The following is an 18,852-nucleotide window of genomic DNA, read 5'->3' as shown; positions in this document are numbered from 1 at the left end:
CGTGTTGGCTGTAGATCGTATGTAAGAGCCAAGTTGAGAGGTCACATGGCTCTAAATTGCTTGTAAGAGCCAAGTGAAGAGGTGACATGGCTCTAAATCGCTTGTAAGAGCCAAGTGAAGAGGTGACATGGCTCTAAATCGCTTGTAAGAGCCAAGTGAAGAGGTGACATGGCTCTAAATTGCTTGTAAGAGCCAAGTGAAGCCATGACATGGCTCTAAATTGCTTGTAAGAGCCAAGTGAAACCATGACATGGCTCTAAAACGCCTGTAAGAGCCAAGTGGAGCTATGACATGGCTCTTATCCCAGCACTCCCCCCATCAACACCCTATCCCCAACTCTCACCTCCGCACTTCCATCTACCACATCATAATTTCAAAGAATAAGGGTTTTCCAACATCTATATAGGTTATTCCCTAATATCTATGCCTTGTGAAAAATTGTACAATCATAGTATGAATTACGGGACGATATTAAGGGAGGATTATTGATGGTTAAATTTGGATTGAATTTCTTTAAACCTACGGAAAAGTTTAATGGTGATTGGTCTGTTTTGGAAAATAAAAGTCGTGAATGGGAGAAAATGTATCGTGAGCGTTGGAGCCACGACAAAGTAGTTCGTACAACACATGGTGTTAACTGTACGGGCTCTTGCTCATGGAAAGTATTCGTTAAGAATGGTGTAATCACTTGGGAGAACCAACAAATTGACTACCCAAGTTGTGGACCTGATATGCCTGAATTTGAACCTAGAGGTTGTCCGCGTGGAGCGTCATTCTCTTGGTATGAATATAGTCCGCTCCGAGTTAAGTTCCCATACGTTCGTGGAAAATTATGGGATTTATGGACAGCAGCAATGGACGAACACCAAGATCCTATCAAAGCTTGGGCTTCAATAGTTGAAGATCCAGACAAAGCTAAAATTTATAAGTCTGCTCGAGGAAAAGGCGGTCATATCCGCGTATCATGGAAAGAAATCTCTAAACTTATCGCAGCTCAACTGATTTACACAATTAAAAAGGACGGCCCAGACCGTATCGCAGGATTCACACCAATTCCAGCGATGTCTATGATTAGTTACGCTTCTGGTGCACGTTTTATCAACTTATTAGGTGGCGAAATGCTCAGCTTCTACGATTGGTATGCCGACCTACCACCTGCTTCACCACAAATTTGGGGTGAACAAACTGACGTACCAGAATCAAGTGACTGGTACAACGCGGCTTATATCATGATGTGGGGTTCAAACGTACCACTAACACGTACACCAGACGCACACTTCATGACAGAAGTACGTTACAAAGGTACAAAAGTTGTGTCAGTAGCACCAGACTATGCAGAAAACGTTAAATTCGCAGACGACTGGATCGCACCTAACCCTGGTACAGACGCTGCAGTAGCACAAGCAATGACGCACGTTATTCTACAGAAATATTACATCGATGAACCATCAGAAGTGTTCATCAACTATGCTAAACAATATACAGACATGCCATTCGTCATCATGTTAGACGAAGACGAGAACGGTCTTAAAGCAGGTCGTTTCCTTCGTGCAAGTGACCTTGGCCACGCTACAGAAAAAGGCGAATGGAAACCGGTTGTACTAGACAACCTTACAAATAATCTTGTCGTTCCAAACGGTACAATGGGTCAACGTTGGGAAGAAGGCAAGAAATGGAACTTAAAACTCGAAACTGAAGACGGTCAACAAATCGACCCATCTATGACAATCGCTAACGACACATACGACATCGTAGAAATCCAATTCCCGTACTTCGACAATGAAGGAAACGGTGTCTTTAAACGCCCAATTCCAGTTCGCAAAGTCACATTACAAAACGGCGAAACAACATATATCGCGACAACATTCGACCTTATGGCGAGTCAGTACGGTGTGAAACGTTTCAACCACCCATTAGAAGCTAAAGGTTTCGACGACGCTGAATCACTTTACACACCAGCTTGGCAACAATCAGTTACAGGCGTTAAACCTGAACTCGTAACGCAAGTAGGTCTAGAATTCGCTCAGAATGCAATCGACACTGACGGACGCTCAATGATTATCATGGGCGCAGGTATCAACCACTGGTTCAACTCAGACACAATCTACCGTTCAATCCTTAACCTCGTAATGCTATGTGGTTGCCAAGGTGTTAACGGTGGTGGCTGGGCGCACTATGTAGGTCAAGAGAAATGTCGTCCTATCGAAGGTTGGAGCACAGTTGCTTTTGCCAAAGATTGGCAGCCAGTCCCAAGACTTCAAAACGCAACAAGTTGGTACTACTTCGCAACTGACCAATGGAAATACGAAGAGTCTGGTGTCGATAAGCTTAAGTCTCCTTTAGCAAAAGACATCAAGCACCAGCACCCGGCTGACTACAACGTTACGGCTGCTCGACTAGGTTGGTTACCATCGTATCCACAATTCGATAAAAACAGTTTACTATTTGGCGAAGAAGCGAAAGAACAAGGCGATAACTCAAACGAAGCCGTACTTAAACATGCAATAGAGTCTGTTAAATCTCGCAAAACAAAATTTGCAGTTGAAGATCCAGACCTTCGCAAAAACCATCCGAAGACACTATTCGTATGGCGCTCAAACTTAATTTCAAGTTCAGCTAAAGGTCAAGAGTACTTCATGAAACACTTACTCGGTACGAAATCAGGATTACTCGCTGAACCAAACGAACAAGATAAGCCAGAAGAAATCGTATGGCGTGAAGACACAGAAGGTAAGTTAGACTTACTTGTCGCTTTAGATTTCAGAATGACAGCGACGCCTTTATACGCAGACATCGTACTTCCAGCAGCAACTTGGTACGAAAAACACGACCTGTCATCAACAGACATGCACCCATTCGTACACCCATTCAATCCGGCAATCGATCCACTTTGGGAGTCACGTTCGGACTGGGATATTTATAGAACGTTAGCGAAGACTTTCTCCGATATGGCAAAAGTCCATTTGACTGGAACTTACAAAGACGTTGTGACAACGGCGCTTGCGCATGATACAGCCCAAGAAATCGCGACACCTTTAGGAAAAGTCAAAGACTGGACTAAAGGCGAAGTTGAAGCCGTTCCAGGTAAAACAATGCCAGGTTTCGCAATTGTAGAACGTGATTACACGCAAATCTACGATAAATTCGTTTCACTTGGACCACTCCTTGAAAAAGGTAAAGTCGGCGCTCACGGTGTGAGCTTTTCAGTAAAAGAACAATACGATGAATTAAAGAGTATGGTAGGTACTTGGGAAGACGATACAGTTAAGTCACAAAAACCACGAATCGATACGGCACGCCGCGTAGCAGATGCGATACTCAATATTTCGTCAGCGACAAACGGCCGCGTATCACAAAAATCATACGATGATTTAGAAAATCAAACTGGCATGGAATTAAAGGATATTTCAAGCGAACGTGCTTCAGAGAAGATTACATTCTTAAATATTACAGCACAACCGCGTGAAGTTATTCCTACGGCCGTATTCCCAGGTTCAAACAAACTTGGTCGTCGTTATTCACCATTTACGACAAACATCGAACGACTCGTTCCATTCAGAACTTTAACAGGTCGTCAAAGTTACTATATCGATCACGAAGTATTCCAACAGTTCGGTGAAAGTTTACCAGTTTACAAACCGACATTACCGCCAATGGTATTCGGAACGAAAGATAAAAAAGTTAAAGGCGGCATGGATACATTAGTACTTAGATATCTAACGCCACATGGTAAATGGAATATTCACTCAACATACCAAGATAACCAACATATGTTAACGCTATTCCGTGGTGGTCCAACCGTTTGGATTTCAAACGAAGACGCAGCGAAACATGATATTGCGGATAACGATTGGTTAGAAGTATATAACCGAAATGGTGTTGTAACGGCACGTGCAGTCGTATCACACCGTATGCCTAAAGGTACGATGTTCATGTACCACGCACAAGACAAACACATTCAAACACCAGGTTCTGAAATTACAGATACACGTGGTGGTTCACATAACGCACCAACTAGAATTCACTTAAAGCCGACACAACTTGTTGGGGGATATGCACAAATTAGTTACGGCTTTAACTACTATGGACCAATAGGGAACCAACGTGATGTTTACGTTGCAGTTAGAAAAATGAAAGGGGTTGACTGGCTTGAAGATTAAAGCACAAGTAGCAATGGTACTTAACTTAGATAAATGTATCGGATGTCACACATGTAGTATTACATGTAAGAATACTTGGACAAACCGTCCAGGTGCAGAATATATGTGGTTTAACAACGTTGAAACGAAACCAGGTATCGGTTATCCAAAACGATGGGAAGACCAAGAGAAATATAAAGGTGGTTGGCACCTCAATAAAAAAGGCAAGTTAGAACTTAAATCTGGTAGTCGTTTATCTAAGATTGCACTCGGTAAAATTTTCTACAATCCTGATATGCCAGTCATTAAAGATTACTATGAGCCATGGACGTATAACTACGAGAACTTAACTACGAAAAAACATGGTAATCACTCACCTGTAGCGCGTGCTGAATCACTTATCTCAGGAGATAAATTAAATCTTGAATGGGGTCCTAACTGGGAGGATGACCTTGCAGGTGGACATGTAACAGGACCTATGGATCCAAACATCCAAAAAATCGAAGAAGAAATTAAATTCAACTTCGACCAAACGTTCATGATGTACTTACCACGTTTATGTGAACACTGTCTGAACCCTAGTTGTGTGGCATCATGTCCATCAGGCGCGATGTATAAACGCGACGAAGACGGTATCGTACTTGTAGACCAAGATGCATGTCGTGGATGGCGTTACTGTATGACAGGTTGTCCTTATAAAAAGGTTTACTTCAACTGGAAAACGAATAAAGCTGAGAAATGTACATTCTGTTTCCCACGTGTTGAAGCAGGTCTTCCAACAGTGTGTTCTGAAACATGTACTGGTCGTATGCGTTACTTAGGTGTGCTTTTATATGATGCGGACCGTGTTCAAGAGGCGGCTTCTGCTGAAAATGAACAAGATCTTTACGAAAAGCAATTAGACCTTTTCTTAGATCCTTTTGATGAAGATGTCATTGAACAAGCAGAGAAAGATGGTATTTCAATGGAATGGATTGAAGCGGCTCAAAACTCTCCAATCTACAAACTTGCGATTGAGTACAAGCTTGCGTTCCCATTACACCCTGAATACCGTACAATGCCAATGGTTTGGTATTGCCCACCATTAAGCCCAATCATGAACTACTTTGAAGGTAAAGATTCAATTAACAACCCAGATGCAATCTTCCCAGCTATCGAAGAAATGCGTTTACCAATTGAATACCTTGCGAACCTATTAACAGCAGGGGATACAAGACCGGTTAAGACAGCACTTCAAAGAATGGCGATGATGCGTGGTTACATGAGAGCGCAAACAACTGGTAAACCTTATGACACAGACCGTTTAGCTCGATTAGGTTTAACAGAACGACAAACAAAGGATATGTATCGACTACTTGCGATTGCGAAATACGAAGATCGCTTTGTAATCCCAACGTCTCACAAAGAAGCGTATATGGATACGTATCGTGCACAAGGTAGCCAAGGTTATGGCGGCGAACACTTCGGGGCAGATTGTGATGGTTGCGGCGTTCCAGTAGCAGCAGGAAAATCAGGACAAGAAATTTATAACGACAACTTCTACGGAGGCATCTTCCGTGATTAATTTATCGACGTTAAAACACTATAAAGATACATTTGGTTTTATGAGTCAGCAACTGAACTTTCCCGAAAAGTTAACGTTCCATCCAAAGACAGTCGATCAAATTTTTGATGCATCGCACCCAGCTACACCTTGGATTAAACAATATCGAGAGGCTGTAAATGAACGCAGTCTCTCTGAAATGAAAACGTTATATACAGAGACGTTTGATTTTAATAAGAAGGCGACGCTTCACATGACTTTTAACAAATTTGATACGCAAAAAGAGCGCGGTCAAATGCTTGCGAAATTAAAGGTTCTATATGAAATGTTCGGTCTTCAAATGGTTGACCAAGAACTATCGGATTATCTGCCGCTAATCTTAGAATTTTTGTATGCAGCAAACTTCGATGGCGATAAGCGTGCTCAAGAGAATGCGCACTTACTCGTAATGATCGTTGAAGATGGCACGTATCCGATTATGACTTATCTTAAGGAGAAGCAAAATCCGTACTACTACTTAATTAAAGGGTTAAGAGAAACACTTAAACAATGTATTGAACATCAAAGTGAGGTGTCAGGCCGTGATTAATCAATTTTTATGGGTTATCTTCCCATATCTCGCAATCGCGATATTTATTATTGGTCATATCGCACGATTTAAATATGATCAATTTTCATGGACAGCTAAATCGAGTGAATTTATTGAAAAGAAACAACTTAAATGGGGCAGTATCCTATTTCACTTAGGAATTGTACCTGTAGCAGCGGGACATTTCGTAGGTCTATTTATACCAGCATCATGGTTACGCAGTGTTGGCGTAAATGATCACATGTATCATATTGGCGCTGTGTATATCGGAAGTTTATTTGGTATAATAACATTAATCGGTATGTTATTACTTACGATGCGTCGTATTACGATTCAAAATGTGAGACGTTTAAGCTCACTATCGGATATATTTGTAAATATTTTATTATTAATCATTGTATTTATGGGTTGTTATGCAACTCTTGTGACAAATGCAACAGTACCAGACTTTGATTATCGTTCGACGATTTCTGTTTGGTTTAGAGGTTTATTTACATTTAGTCCAGATGCTAGTTTAATGGCTACAGTACCATGGTCATTTAAATTACACATGCTTTTAGGTTTCTTAATTACGGCATTTTGGCCTTTCACGCGTTTAGTCCATGTATGGAGTGTACCTGTGAACTATGGTACACGTAGTTATATTATTTACCGTAAACACAAAGCTTGAAGTGGAGGCTAGGACAATGAACCCAAATTGCTTTTTACAACATGATTATCAACAGCAATTAGATGAATATAGAGAGAAATATCAATTTGACTTTGCTGGTATTGCGCTACCTGATAATAATGATGTAGATGGCGTACCCGTTATAAAATGGCGTTATGTGTCAGGCAATATCAACGACCGATACAAGCGTATTATTCTGCGTAACGGTAAAGGTTTAGCCGGTAATGTAATGAAGACAGGCAAAGAATTCATCGTACCGGATGTTTCAGAAAGTTTATTTAGTAACCAATTATTTAACTACCCAATTCTTGTAAGCGAAGCACTCACGGCAGTTGTAGTGCTTCCTTTGTGGTTTGAAAATAAAGTTTGTGGTGTGCTTTTATACGGTCAACGTGAGGGCAATCATTTGCCTCATTATGGCGAAATCGACAAACTTCGCACTGGCATAGGCGCTTATTCTTGTAAAGATCGAGGTGTGTTATGACGAAGGATAATACAAGTTTGAATCAGCTATTAGATCAATATTATAAACAAACGCGTGAAATGATTATCTTCTTAGATCGTGAGGGTAATGTGCTTGAAATGAATGAAGCGGCGAAGCACGTTATCTCTGAGGAAAATGACTATAGCGGTGTTACGCATACTGTGTGTAATCGTTGTGAAGGGTATTCAAACGAACATGCCTTACGTTCTTGTCAAAATTGCTTTTTAGAAGCAGAATCGATGGACAACACGAGCTTTCAAGTATTTATGCGAACAACTCAGAATAAGATTGAACCTTTTACTGCAACGTATCAGACGATTGATGCGGAAAAGGGCATCAAGGCATTTACGCTTCAAAATGTGTTACCACAAATTGAACGTCAGGAAAAACGTTATCAGCAGGAAATGATTAAGAAAACGTTACTCGCTCAGGAAAATGAACGTAAGCGTATTTCACGTGATTTACATGACGGTGTTGTACAAGAGCTACTCAACGTTGCTGTTGAGTTAAGGCTTTTGAAGTATCAGGACCAAATGGATGCGTTAATTAATGATTCGAAGCGTATTGAGGGACTAATGAGTAAGTTAATTGATGATATACGTAATCTATCAACGGAATTAAGACCGTCTTCATTAGATGATCTAGGTTTAGAGGCAGCGTTTAAGACGTATTTTAAGCAGATTGAATCGAACTATGGTCTTGAAATTCACTATCATGGTAACCTAGAAAGTGCAAGATTTAATAATGAGATTGAAACAGTCGTCTATCGTGTTGTGCAAGAAGCGATATTTAATGCTTTAAAATACGCAGGGGTCGATGTGATTGATGTGAATGTACATCTTGAAAGTGAAAAGTTGATCGCTGAAGTAGCCGATAGAGGGAATGGCTTTTCAAGGACGGAGAAACCAAAAGGTAGTGGACTTGGTTTATATGGGATGAACGAACGAGCTGAACTCGTGAATGGCCAATTAGATATTGAGACAGAAATTGGAAAGGGAACGATTGTCACACTCGTTGTACCGATTACGGATAAGTTAGGAGAATAGATTGTGAAAATTGTAATTGCGGATGATCATGCGGTAGTTAGGACAGGGTTTTCGATGATACTTAATTTCCAGGAAGATATGGAGGTTGTGGCGACGGCCGCTGATGGCGTTGAAGCGTATCAGAAAGTGATGGAGCACCAACCTGACGTGTTAATTATGGATTTAAGTATGCCACCTGGTGAATCCGGTTTAATTGCTACGAGCAAGATTACTGATAGTTTTCCGTCAACTAAAATTCTAATACTGACGATGTATGATGATGAAGAATACTTATTCCATGTGCTTAGAAGCGGTGCGCGCGGTTATATCTTGAAAAATGCACCTGATGAACAGCTTGTAAGTGCCGTGCGTACGGTTCATAAGGGTGAGACGTTTATTGATCCTAAGATGACAACGTCTTTAGTGAACGAGTTTGTGAATACGAGTCAAAAGGACGATTATTCAAATGATCCGTTCAAGATTTTAACGAAGCGTGAACTTGAAATCTTGCCGTTGATCGCGAAAGGGTACGGTAATAAAGATATTGCGAATAAGTTATTTGTTTCTGTTAAAACGGTGGAAGCGCATAAAACGCGTATCATGGATAAGTTGAACTTGAAATCGAAGCCTGAGCTTGTGGAATATGCCTTGAAGAAGAAGTTACTTGATTTTTAATTGGATAGCTAAGATGTAAGCACTCATTGCGAGTGCTTTTTTATTGTGGTTTGAAGGTGGGCGAAAACGTGTTAGTGATTTGGAGGAAGGGAATTTTACTGAGGTATGAGTAGGTGGACGGCGGTGGGATAGATGTGGTAGAGGCCGGAGAGAGGTTGTCGTGATAGCTTGAAACTTAATGGCGAGTCAACAACCAAGCAATGTAGCAATAAAATTTAATATTTTAAGTTTAATAATATGAGAATAAAAATTATATTGATTGATGTAATGACCTTTTTAGCTAACCTACATAAATTAAAATATTTTAGATAAAGGTAATTATTAAAAAAGACACTACTATTAAAGTTAGTGTTGAAAAAGCGGTTATCTTTATGAATTCTCTTTGTAATTTGCTTTCATGTTCTTTAATGTCGCATAAATTAGCTGCTAATAATATACGAGAAGGTGTACTCATAGTTGAATTAGAAGCAGATGCATTTTGTAATCCAGCGATTAAGCTCGTTGATAGATTTAACTCTCTCGCAGTATGGATCTGTAACTTCATGAACATAGCATTAGCTCCAGTGTTACTACCTGTTAAAAAACCTCCAACACTACCTATAATGCCTGAAATTACAATAAAATATTTACCGACATTATTATTAATTCCGTTTGAAATAGTAGTTATCATTCCAGAGGTATCCATAATTTCAGCCATTGAAATAAAAAGTGTAGTTGAAATTACAAAAATTCCCCATTGATTCAAAGTTTTATGCAATGACTTAAAAATAATGTGTGCATTTATTTTAAATTTAATTATAGTGTAAATACAAGTTATAATAAGCCAAAACCCTGGAGAATGTAAAAGTAATAGTCTAAAGTTAAATTTTTCAATAGATATTACAAAATGATTTTTTAAAAAGGTTTCAAAAATAGGTATGGTACGTGAAATTAGAACTAAAATAGTTAAGAAAATATAAGGGCTTAATAATTTGATTAGTGCATTAAAGGATTTATTAGTTCTTCCATTTTGAATGTTTATATGAGTTATGCCAATTACTAGTGTTAATAAAGAACTTAGAACCCCAGCAAGTTCTACACTAATAAAAAAATTGAAGAAAATATTAGATAACGAAAAAATTAAGGTATATATTAGTATTTTATATATATTGTTTTTTAATAAAGTAGAGCCTCCGAGTATATAGATACATAGTCCTAAAAAGTATAATATTGATGGAACGGTTAATATTGAAGTCAAAAACCCTACATGCTTTAAGTCGAGATTGACTATTTCAGTCCCAATAACAGTACCGGTAGCTAAAGCCCCCCCACGGAACAGCTAATAAACTTAAAATTCCTATACAAGCTGCTTTATAGTGATTAATTTCTAGTGACATTAAAATAGGAGTAATTACTAAAAATGCTGTACCAAAACCGCTTGTTGATTCTATAAGAGGTGAAATACATACAACTAATATTATTACTTGAAGTACTTGGTCATTAGTTAAAAGTTTAATTTGAGTAGAAATGTCTTGTATTTTTCCAGATTCATTCATTAAGTGAAAAAGTAGTACTCCGAAGAATATTACATATGCTGCTATACTTGATATCAAAATCCCGTTTACAGAGGATTCAACTACTTTATAGAATGTGATTTGATAGGGAGTATTAATTAAAACTAAAATAGCTAAAATTGTAAATGTTATTATTCCAGTTTTAAGAGCTGAAAATTTTAATATTAAAAGACAAGCTAGAACAATGACTAAAGGTAATAAGGCTAAGATCAAATGAATCATATCATCACCTACTTAGTTATTTATATCGTTTATGATTGATTTTGCATTAGCTACTATTGAAAAAATCATACGGTTAGGAGGTGTTGATATATAATTCAAGCCTTTGTTCACTACGTGTTGAGATAGCCATAGTATAAACAAATATTAAGTCTATTATCTTAGCTGACTTATAAAGTCTTTCAATTTGTTCATTTAGTTGAAAAATGTTTTTCGAATAGCACCTATTTCCTTCATACACTCCATATCCATATAAAAGTCCATGATCATAAACGCTAATTTTAGCGTATTCTTTAGTAAAAAATTTTTCATCAATGAAAATCACATTTTCCATATCCTTCCCCCCTTTTTGATTTCAAGTTTCTACTATAGTAGAATTAGGTTAAGTATACTTAATTAATAGTTACAATACAAGAAAAATTTCTACTATAGGAGAACTATATATGCAGTTTCATGAAAATGTTAGAAACAAAAGAGTTAGTAAAGGCTATTCATTGGAAGCGCTTTCGAAGAAAACTGGTGTAAGTAGAGCAATGTTATCTAAAATTGAAAGGTGTGAAAAACAACCTACTATTAAAGTAGCTGCTCAAATTGCTAAAGGGTTAGATACTACCATTTCAGAGTTGTTAGGAGAATTGGAAGCAAACAGAGTCGTAAAAATTAAAGCAAATAACCATTTAAAATATGTTGACCCTGAAAACAGTTTTGAGAGAAAATTATTATCTCCAAATGTAGGGTCAAATATTGAATTTATCTTTAATAAGCTACCTTCCAATTCTGCAACTGGACTTTTTCCCGCACACACTTTTGGAGTGAAAGAATATATTTATATTTTAACAGGCGAAATTACTGTGGAATTAAGTGAAAATAATGACGTTCAAAGGTATTATCTTTCAAAAGGGGACTCATTTTACTTTGAGGCTCATGTAAGCCATCAATTTATTAATAATAATGAAGATCTTTGTGAATATATATTAGTTATAGATTCGTCTAATTAAATAATAAAGGGTATAAAGGTGGTTATAAATGAGCTCATAATTAGAATCATCATTAAAAATTTTTATACTGAGCTTATATCCCGTTTAATAAAACTGAGGTAAAAGATATCTTTAAGAAGTTTAATAATTCTCGTTTTTGATCGAAATGATTTTTTACATATTTTAACTTCAATCATACGACTACTTGAACCCCCATTTTCAAGAAGAGGGAAGGGAGCAGCCTATAGCACCCACAATCATGAGAAATAATTCACAAGTACAGGGAAATACCTAGCACCCTATAGGGTTTATCCTTATGTTCAAAAATTCACAAACACCTTACAATGAAGATGAATTAAAAGTCGTGAACATGGTTGGATCATAAATCATGTACGACTCGAAAAATCTCATGTTAAAGGGTGAAATCAAAATGAATAAGTCAAACGGGAGCTTACAGTTAACTCTACAAACGTTAAGTTTAGTAGCGGGATTCATGGCTTGGACGATTATCGCGCCACTGATGCCATTTATCTCCCAAGATTTTAAAATCACAAGTGGACAATTATCGATTATATTAGCGATTCCAGTTATCCTGGGGTCAGTGTTACGTGTTCCATTTGGATATTTAACGAACATCATAGGTGCTAAATGGGTGTTCTTCTCGAGCTTCATCGTGTTGCTTGTGCAGATATTCTTCTTAAGCCAAGCGACTTCACCGACGATGTTAATGATTGCAGGCTTCTTCCTTGGAGTTGGGGGCGCCATCTTCTCAGTAGGGGTTACATCGTTACCTAAATATTTCCCTAAAGAAAAAGTAGGTCTTGCGAACGGTATCTACGGCATGGGGAACTTAGGTACTGCCGTTTCAGCATTCCTAGCGCCACCTATTGCAGGCGCTATTGGTTGGCAAAACACTGTACGTAGTTACTTACTTGTAATGGCAATATTCGCGTTACTCATGTTTATCTTCGGTGACGGCAAAGAAAAGAAAGTCAAAGTGCCATTAGTAGCTCAATCTAAAATATTAATGAAAAATTATCGTTTATACTATTTAAGTTTCTGGTACTTTATTACATTTGGTGCTTTCGTAGCATTCGGTTTATTCCTACCAAACTATTTAGTTGAACATTATTCAATCGACAAAGTCGACGCAGGTATCCGTACAGGTATCTTCATCGCGATTGCGACGTTACTACGCCCAATTGGCGGTATCTTAGGTGATAAATTCAACGCTGTTAAAGTATTAATGTTTATGTTTGTACTCATGATTGCAGGCGCATTTGTGCTTGGTTTCTCAAACGGCATTCTATTATTTACAATCGGTTGTTTAGTGATCAGCGCTTGTGCTGGTATTGGTAACGGTTTAATCTTCAAACTCGTACCATCTTACTTCTCTAAAGAAGCAGGCGTTGCCAATGGTATCGTGTCGATGATGGGTGGCTTAGGCGGATTCTTCCCACCACTTGTTATCTCAGCTGTGACAAGTGCAACAGGTACAAGCCACTTCGCGTTTATCTTGCTTGCGATCTTTGGTTTAATCGCGCTCGTAACAATGTGGCATCATTCTAAGAAACTTACGCATGCTTAATATACACTAAGGTCAAAGTTTATCTCTTTGAATAGGAGAGATAAACTTTTTTTTTGACGTTAGTTTGACCTTTTTTGATTAATTTTATCATTTCTTCTTTATGAAAAGCCCTATAAGTACTGTTACGACAGGTTTTAAAGGACTTTTCAAAAGGTGAAGAAAAGTTAATATTTGACCTTGACTATCTTTGACCAATGGTATATAATAAGACATGTAGTCAGTTAGTAAGGCATAAAAGATCCTGAAAGAAATGAAACTGACTTACTCGAGCAACGCTTTGACGTTGCGACTACAACTAAATATTAATGAGGTGAAATTGTATGAATAACAACTTTTTTGGTAATGATTTTGATGCAATTTTTAGACAAATGATGCAAGGTATGAATGATTCAAATAGTACAAGAAAATATTATATTAATGGTCAAGAAGTTTCAGAAGCAGAGCTTCAAGCTATGAGACAAGGACAAGGCGGTGCGCCTACTGCTTTGAAAGAACAACCAAGTCAACAAGATGATAGTTTCTTAGCGAAACACGGACGTAATTTAACACAAGAAGCTCGAGATGGTTTACTCGATCCAGTGATTGGACGTGACAAAGAAATCCAAGATACTGCAAAAGTTTTAAGTCGTAGAACGAAAAACAATCCAATGCTCGTAGGTGAAGCTGGTGTCGGTAAAACTGCAATCGTTGAAGGACTAGCGAACGAGATTGTGAAAGGTAACGTACCAATTTCCATTAAAGATAAAGAAATTTATGCAGTTGATATCTCTTCCCTTGAAGCAGGTACGCAATACCGCGGGGCTTTTGAAGAAAATGTGCAAAAACTTGTAGATGATATCAAAGAAAAAGGGAATGTGATTCTCTTCTTTGACGAGATTCACCAAATTATTGGTTCTGGAAGCACGGGTTCTGACTCAGGTAGTAAAGGTTTATCCGATATTCTTAAACCAGCGTTAAGTCGCGGTGAAATCGCGCTAATTGGTGCGACAACGCAAGATGAATATCGAAACAACATCTTAAAAGATGCTGCCTTATCAAGACGCTTTAATGAAGTGCATGTTAAAGAGCCATCTTCAAAAGACACAATCAAAATTTTAGAAGGCATCCGCGATAAATTCGAAGAACACCATCAAGTGAAACTTCCAGATGACGTTCTAAAAGCGTGCGTAGATTTATCGGTTCAATTTATTCCTCAACGCTTACTCCCAGATAAAGCCATCGATGTATTAGACATCACTGCAGCTCACATTTCAGCACAACATCCCGTAATGAATAAAGTAGAAATTGAAAATACGATAAAAGAGAAAGAATTAGAAAAAGAAAAAGCGGTTAAAGATGAACAATATCAAGAGGCAGATCGTCTCCAAAAAGAAATTAAATCTTTAAATGAACAATTAAATCAAGATGTACAAAGTGAAACTAAAGTAGCAACTGTATCAGACGTATCTGATTCTGTAGAGCGCTTAACTGGTATTCCAGTTTCTCAAATGGATGCATCTGATATTGAACATTTAAAGAATATTTCTAAACGCTTAAAAACTAAAATTATCGGACAAGATGATGCTGTTGAAGCTGTATCTCGCGCTATTCGTCGTAATCGTGCAGGCTTTGATGAGGGTAATCGACCAATTGGTAGTTTCTTATTTACAGGTCCAACTGGTGTAGGTAAAACTGAACTTGCAAAACAACTTGCGATTGATTTATTCGGTAACAAGAACGCGATGATTCGCTTAGACATGAGTGAGTACATGGACCAAACTGCGGTTTCTAAAATGATCGGTACGACTGCAGGTTATGTGGGTTATGATGATAATTCCAATACACTTACAGAAAAAGTACGTCGCAATCCTTACTCAATTATTCTGTTAGATGAAATTGAAAAAGCGAATCCTCAAGTCTTAACGCTATTACTTCAAGTTATGGATGATGGTAACTTAACAGATGGACAAGGTAATATCGTCAACTTTAAGAACACGATTATTATCGCAACGTCTAACGCAGGATTCGGATATGATAAGGATGATGAAGGAGATATCATGGACAAATTAAACAACTACTTCCGTCCTGAATTCTTAAACCGTTTCAACGCAATCGTCGAATTTAATCATTTAAATAAAGATAGCCTACATGAAATTTTAGATTTATTATTAGATGATGTACAAATCACATTAGATAAAAAAGATATTTCTTTAGAAGTTTCAAAAGATGCAAAAGCATGGTTAATTGAAAAAGGCTATGATGAAAAGTTAGGCGCAAGACCGTTACGTCGCGTCGTAGAACGTAACGTACGTGATAGAATTACAGATTACTATTTAGATCATTCAGACGTAAAAGACATCAAAATCGATGTAGACAATGATGAAATTATCGTACATGGTGAATAAAGATTGACTAGGTTGGGTCATCGTGACAGGACGATGGCCCAACCTTTTTACATAAAGCACTTAAATTGATTTTGAAAGTTTTGTGACGTATGAACGTATATAAAACCTGGCGACAAAGATTCGTGTTACGATAGGAAGCGTATGGTAAAATATGATAAATTGAGTAGATATTAAAGGATGATAAAATTATGAAAAAATATTGGAAACTCATCATCATTCTTATTCTTATTTTTATATTATGCGGGTTAGGGTTCTTTGGATTCAAAGGTTATCAAAAGCATCAGAACCTAGCCTTTATAGACTCCTTTGTTAAAGACAAGGGTTGGGATAAAGATATTAAGAGTGAAAAAAGTGAATATGATGCTAGAAAAGGTATCTTCTTTAAAGAGATTCAATATAAAGATGAACCAAACCTTACGTATATCGTACAACCAATAAAAATGAAAAAAGGTATTTATTCTCAAGGTTTTGATAAAAAGACTAAGAAGAGTAAAAAAGATGCTAAGCGTAACTTCTTTAGCCAAGAATATAAGAAAAAAGATTAGCGCTTAGATATCGTAGCGTTACAAGCGAGGCATTTAAATTAGTTACACCCGTGTCGTTAGCGGCACAAGCGATTCTGAATTAGAGCTCCGAATGATTAAACGTTCATTCGGGGCTTTTTAAATGTTGCTAACGTTAAGTAGTGCTGCACGTATCTAAGTCGCATCGCATATAGTTCCCAACAACGCCCCTCGTCCTCGTACCCCAAATGACGCCATCTCCACGGTATACTCTCAACCCAATCAACCTCACTTTTTAATTATTTCAACACTTTAACGCTTTTATATATAAAATGAATAAAAATCAAATTTGTAATATTCAAATTAATTTAATGTTAAAATGTATTTGAGACTATTAAAGGGGGAAATTTAAATTGGATAAAACAACTCAATTATTAAAACAATTAACTGATCTTAACGGTATTGCTGGACATGAATACAACGTTAAGAAGGAAATGAAGTCGTTACTTGAACCTTATAGTGACGAACTGATCGAAGATAACTTAGGGGGCATTTTCGGGAAGAAAAACGCGACGAACGGCTCTAAGACACTTATGTTAGCCGGTCACCTAGATGAAATTGGATTCATGGTAACTTATATTGAAGATAATGGTTACATCAAGTTTACGCCAGTTGGTGGTTGGTGGAACCAAGTCATGCTTTCTCAAAAGTTAACCATAACTACTGACGAAGGTAAAACATACCGTGGTGTTATTGGTACGAAACCACCACACATCTTAACGCCAGAAGAGCGTAAGAAGCCTGTTGAAATTAAAGATATGTACATCGATTTAGGTGTTAAAGATAAGAAAGAAGTTGAAGCGTTAGGTATCGAGCTTGGTAACATGATTACGCCTTATTCAGAGTTCGAAACGCTCGCGAATGATAACTACCTTTGTGCAAAGGCTTTTGATAATAGATTCGGATGCGCGCTTTCAGTAGATGTTATGGAAGCTTTAAAAGATGAGGACATCAACATCAACTTAGTTTCAGGTGCGAACGTGCAAGAAGAGGTTGGTTTAAGAGGTGCGAAAGTTGCGGCAAACAAGATTAAACCTGACTTAGCAATCGCAGTTGACGTGGGTGTTGCTTACGATACACCAGGTTTATATAACGAACACCACAACGGTAAGTTAGGCGATGGACCGCTCGTTCTATTACTTGATGCGACAAATATCGGTCACTATGGTTTCAGAAAGTATATTAAAGAAGTTGCGAAAGATAAAGGCATTAATGTGCAATGGGATAGCATTCCAGGCGGCGGTACTGACGCTGGTAGCATGCATTTAGCTAACGAAGGTGCGCCAACAATTTCAATCGGCATTCCTTTACGTTACATGCACTCTAACGTTTCAGTGATTCATAAGGATGACTATCTGAACGCGGTTAAACTCGTAACTGAAATCGTGAAAGGTTTAGACGACGATAAAGTTGAATCTATTAAATGGTAATTGCTTTCTTTTTGAAAAGCCCTATACAATGGAACGCTTTACTTTAGACGGAATTTGAAGTCGATCGCGACTTCAGTTCCGTTTTTTTTATTTACGGTCATATTGCCTTTTGATGAATAGTCATGATAAAGTAAATGAAATCGTCACACAATTTAATAAAAATATTATTAAGGGGTGAGTTACATGGTGCAAACTGATAAACGTTGGTTTGGCTACTCACTCGTTATCATAGGGGCTACATGTTGGGGTGTCGGTGGTACGGTTACGCAGTGGCTTTTCCAGAAGGCGCACCTACCTGTAGGCGAGTTCGTTGCGATACGGTTGATACTCTCAGGCGTGTTATTACTCATCGTGTCTTATTTTATTAATGGTAGAAGTATGATGTACATATGGTCGCACAAGTCGTCGGTCGTTAAAATCTTAATTTACGGGTTACTTGGTATGCTTGGCGTTCAGTTTACGTTCATGTCTGCAATCAAGCATGGGAACGCAGCGGTTGCTACGCTTCTTCAATATTTAGGACCTATCGTCATCATTTTATATTATGTTATGCGTAAGAAAGCGACCTTTAAGCGTAAGGAGGCCATCGCGATACTTCTCGCGTTAAGTGGTACGTTCCTACTATTAACGAACGGGCAGCTTGATAACTTATCGGTACCAATGCCTGCTATCATTTGGGGACTAATATCAGCGATTGCGCTCGCGTTTTACACGATTTATCCAATTCCGTTATTCGCGCAATGGGGGTCGTTAAGCGTTGTTGGATGGGCGATGCTAATTGGTGGCATTGGACTAAGCTTTATATATCCACCATGGCACATGGATTATTTAAGTTGGTCGATGATGACCATTATTTGTTTTATGATTTCGATTGTCTTCGGAACGATGATTGCGTTCTGGTTTTATATTGAAAGTTTGAATTACATATCGCCACAAGAAGCAGGGTTACTTGGGACAATCGAACCACTGATGGCAATCTTAACATCGGTACTTTGGTTACATGTTTCATTTGG

At 37.9% G+C, this 18,852-nt stretch carries 16 protein-coding genes; 13 read left to right on the top strand and 3 right to left on the bottom strand.

Annotated elements, in window-relative coordinates; genetic code table 11:
- Positions 1–488: 488 nt before the first annotated feature.
- The 7 genes from A33S_RS0106625 to nreC are packed head-to-tail and all read left to right on the top strand — an operon-like array spanning position 489 to position 9,125.
- Complete coding sequence (locus A33S_RS0106625; RefSeq protein WP_017176658.1) at positions 489–4,160, top strand: nitrate reductase subunit alpha; 3,672 nt, start codon at positions 489–491, stop codon at positions 4,158–4,160.
- Positions 4,150–5,703: a nitrate reductase subunit beta gene (gene narH / locus A33S_RS0106620; RefSeq protein WP_009384084.1), complete on the top strand. Its 1,554-nt coding sequence runs from the start codon at positions 4,150–4,152 to the stop codon at positions 5,701–5,703. The genes A33S_RS0106625 and narH overlap by 11 nt, the downstream gene beginning before the upstream one ends.
- Positions 5,696–6,271: a nitrate reductase molybdenum cofactor assembly chaperone gene (locus tag A33S_RS0106615; protein ID WP_009384083.1), complete on the top strand. Its 576-nt coding sequence runs from the start codon at positions 5,696–5,698 to the stop codon at positions 6,269–6,271. The genes narH and A33S_RS0106615 overlap by 8 nt, the downstream gene beginning before the upstream one ends.
- Complete coding sequence (narI, locus tag A33S_RS0106610) at positions 6,264–6,941, top strand: respiratory nitrate reductase subunit gamma (RefSeq protein WP_009384082.1); 678 nt, start codon at positions 6,264–6,266, stop codon at positions 6,939–6,941. The genes A33S_RS0106615 and narI overlap by 8 nt, the downstream gene beginning before the upstream one ends.
- A gap of 16 nt (positions 6,942–6,957) precedes the next feature.
- On the top strand, positions 6,958–7,425 hold the full coding sequence (gene nreA, locus A33S_RS0106605; protein ID WP_009384081.1) for a nitrate respiration regulation accessory nitrate sensor NreA: 468 nt from the start codon (positions 6,958–6,960) through the stop codon (positions 7,423–7,425).
- On the top strand, positions 7,422–8,471 hold the full coding sequence (locus tag A33S_RS0106600) for a sensor histidine kinase (RefSeq protein ID WP_009384080.1): 1,050 nt from the start codon (positions 7,422–7,424) through the stop codon (positions 8,469–8,471). Before nreA ends, A33S_RS0106600 begins: the two co-directional genes overlap by 4 nt.
- A 3-nt stretch (positions 8,472–8,474) precedes the next feature.
- Positions 8,475–9,125, top strand: a complete 651-nt coding sequence (nreC, locus tag A33S_RS0106595) for a nitrate respiration regulation response regulator NreC (RefSeq protein ID WP_009384079.1) — start codon at positions 8,475–8,477, stop codon at positions 9,123–9,125.
- Between the two features lie 304 nt (positions 9,126–9,429).
- Here the strand turns inward: nreC and A33S_RS0106590 are convergent, their stop codons facing one another.
- The 3 genes from A33S_RS0106590 to A33S_RS0106580 form a co-directional block, all read right to left on the bottom strand.
- Positions 9,430–10,395: an L-lactate permease gene (locus tag A33S_RS0106590; protein WP_327078786.1), complete on the bottom strand. Its 966-nt coding sequence runs from the start codon at positions 10,393–10,395 to the stop codon at positions 9,430–9,432.
- Position 10,396: 1 nt separating this feature from the next.
- Positions 10,397–10,900 (bottom strand): L-lactate permease, encoded by a 504-nt coding sequence (locus tag A33S_RS0106585; RefSeq protein ID WP_009384077.1) that lies wholly within the window; start codon positions 10,898–10,900, stop codon positions 10,397–10,399.
- Positions 10,901–10,973: 73 nt separating this feature from the next.
- A complete protein-coding gene (locus tag A33S_RS0106580) occupies positions 10,974–11,231 on the bottom strand; it encodes an aminotransferase class IV (protein ID WP_009384076.1) in 258 nt (85 codons plus the stop codon).
- A 109-nt stretch (positions 11,232–11,340) separates the two neighbouring features.
- Between A33S_RS0106580 and A33S_RS0106575 the strand changes: the two genes are divergently transcribed.
- The 6 genes from A33S_RS0106575 to A33S_RS0106550 all read left to right on the top strand — a co-directional run.
- Positions 11,341–11,895 carry a helix-turn-helix domain-containing protein gene (locus A33S_RS0106575; RefSeq protein WP_009384075.1) on the top strand — a complete coding sequence of 185 codons (555 nt, stop codon included), beginning with the start codon at positions 11,341–11,343 and terminating at the stop codon, positions 11,893–11,895.
- Positions 11,896–12,304: 409 nt separating this feature from the next.
- Positions 12,305–13,462 carry a nitrate/nitrite transporter gene (locus tag A33S_RS0106570; protein WP_009384074.1) on the top strand — a complete coding sequence of 386 codons (1,158 nt, stop codon included), beginning with the start codon at positions 12,305–12,307 and terminating at the stop codon, positions 13,460–13,462.
- A gap of 320 nt (positions 13,463–13,782) precedes the next feature.
- The gene (locus A33S_RS0106565; protein ID WP_017176657.1) at positions 13,783–15,846 is read left to right on the top strand and encodes an AAA family ATPase; all 2,064 of its coding nucleotides are present in this window, start codon (positions 13,783–13,785) and stop codon (positions 15,844–15,846) included.
- Between the two features lie 188 nt (positions 15,847–16,034).
- Positions 16,035–16,391: a DUF3139 domain-containing protein gene (locus tag A33S_RS0106560; protein WP_009384072.1), complete on the top strand. Its 357-nt coding sequence runs from the start codon at positions 16,035–16,037 to the stop codon at positions 16,389–16,391.
- 371 nt (positions 16,392–16,762) lie between these two features.
- Entirely contained in the window at positions 16,763–17,839 is a 1,077-nt protein-coding gene (locus tag A33S_RS0106555) for a M42 family metallopeptidase (protein WP_009384071.1), read from the top strand.
- Between the two features lie 183 nt (positions 17,840–18,022).
- Positions 18,023–18,852 (top strand): EamA family transporter (locus A33S_RS0106550; protein ID WP_009384070.1); only part of this gene is annotated, 830 nt, incomplete at its 3' end.

Origin of the sequence: Staphylococcus massiliensis CCUG 55927 (assembly GCF_000298075.1) — a bacterium.
Classification (GTDB): domain Bacteria; phylum Bacillota; class Bacilli; order Staphylococcales; family Staphylococcaceae; genus Staphylococcus; species Staphylococcus massiliensis.
This window is presented reverse-complemented; position numbering and strand designations above follow the sequence as displayed.